We start from the raw sequence: 1,904 nt of genomic DNA on the forward strand, positions 1-1,904 counted from the left end.
CATTGGTGATGTAGCGCTTGGTGCCATTGAGAATGTAGTGGTCGCCGTCACGCTGGGCGCGGGTTTTCACTGAGCCGGAATCTGAGCCCACATCCGGCTCGGTGAGACAGAAGGCGCCGATCACCTCGCCGGTGGCCAGTGGAGGGACGTACTTCTGCTTCTGCTCTTCGGTACCATCAATGAGAATGCCCTGGGCACCGATGCCATTATTGGTGCCCATCAGGGAGCGGAACGCCGGGGAGGTACGGCCCAGCTCGAAGGCCACCAGCACTTCCTCCTCCATGGTCAGCCCCAGACCGCCATATTCTTCCGGGATCGACAGACCGAATAGCCCCATGGCCTTCATGTCGGCGACAATGTCCTCGGGAATGGTGTCCGTCTCGGCCACGTGCTGCTCGGCAGGCACCAGCCGTTCACGGACAAAGCGGGCAATGGTATCGGTCAGTTGAGTGAGGGTTTCGGCATCACGGATCATGGTCGGGTCCGGCTGTAGCGTGGCTTCTTTTAGGGGTGTTATCGCAGGGCGAATCTCTTGCATCGCACTCTGTCACGGCCTATCCTGCTCGTCAAGTTATTCAAAATAACATTCCGCACAGCGGACAAGAGCAGTTGAAAGTGTAAAGTTCAAAGTTGAAACGCGACTGAGTCAGTCGCCACCCCTTGCACTCATTCCCTCGCAATGGCGGGCTTGAGAGCCAGCATTGGGGCGCGACGATATCGCTTATCGAATGGCAGATTCCCATCCCGCGTTTCAACGTTAAACTTTGAACGTTCAACTCTCTGAATGGGAGAGTGCAAATGCTGGATGCCTATATTTACGACGGCCTGCGAACCCCCTTTGGTCGCCATGGTGGCGCCCTGGCACCGGTGCGACCGGATGATCTGTTGGCCGGGGTGATCCGTGAGCTGGTGCAGCGCAACGGGTTCGAGCTGTCCCGCTATGAAGACGTGGTGATCGGTAATACCAATCAGGCCGGGGAGGATGCCCGCAATGTGGCGCGCCACGCCGGGTTGCTGGCGGGGCTGCCGGAATCCGTGGCCGGGATAACCGTTAACCGCCTGTGTGGCAGTGGCCTGGCGGCGACGCTGGATGCCGCGCGCATGGTGACGGTGGGCGAGGGCGAGCTGATCGTGTCTGGCGGTACCGAATCCATGAGCCGGGCGCCCTTTGTGATGGCCAAGGCGGAGAAAGCCTTTAGCCGCGACATGACCATTTTCGATAGCACCATCGGTGCCCGCTTTCCCAACCCGGCCATTCTCCGCCAGTTCGGTGCCGACACCATGCCGGAAACCGCCCAGAACGTGGCGGACGATCTGGGCATCAGCCGTGACGCATCGGATGCGTTTGCCGCCCGCTCGCAGCAGCGCTACCAGGCCGCCCGGGAGCGCGGTTTCTACCAGGCAGAAATCCTGCCGGTCACCGTTCCCCAGGGCCGCAAGAAAGATCCGCTGACTGTGGCAGAGGATGAGCATCCCCGTGCCGGCACCACTGCCGAAAAATTGGCAAAACTGCCTGCTATCGTTGAGGGTGGCACCATCACCGCAGGGAATGCATCGGGCGTGAATGACGGCGCGGCGGCACTGATTATCGGTTCTCGCGCTGCCGGTGATTCGGCGGGCATTGCGCCCCGCGCACGGATTCTCGCCGGTGCCGTGGCCGGTGTGGCGCCCCGTGTGATGGGGCTGGGACCGGTAGAGGCCTGCAACAAGGCACTGGCCCGGGCCGGGCTGACCCTGGACCAGATGGATGTGATCGAAATTAACGAGGCGTTCGCCACCCAGGTCTTAGGCTGTTGCAAGCAGCTGGGCCTGGCCGGCGATGATGAACGCCTGAACCCGAATGGTGGCGCCATTGCCGTGGGCCATCCACTGGGGGCGTCCGGCGCCCGCCTGGCCCTTACCGC

The 1,904-nt window shown here is 61.9% G+C and carries 2 protein-coding genes; one reads left to right on the forward strand and one right to left on the reverse strand.

Features of this window, described 5'->3' with window-relative positions; genetic code table 11:
* The coding region (locus B3Q33_RS11520) for an acyl-CoA dehydrogenase family protein (RefSeq protein WP_286827548.1) at nucleotides 1-475 on the reverse strand (475 nt) is incomplete at its 3' end.
* 323 nt (nucleotides 476-798) lie between these two features.
* Here B3Q33_RS11520 and B3Q33_RS11525 point away from each other — a divergent pair.
* The coding region (locus B3Q33_RS11525) for a 3-oxoadipyl-CoA thiolase (RefSeq protein WP_286827544.1) at nucleotides 799-1,904 on the forward strand (1,106 nt) is incomplete at its 3' end.

This window comes from Alcanivorax sp. UBA3183, assembly GCF_002364155.1.
In the GTDB taxonomy this organism is placed as follows: Bacteria; Pseudomonadota; Gammaproteobacteria; order Pseudomonadales; family Alcanivoracaceae; genus Alcanivorax; species Alcanivorax jadensis.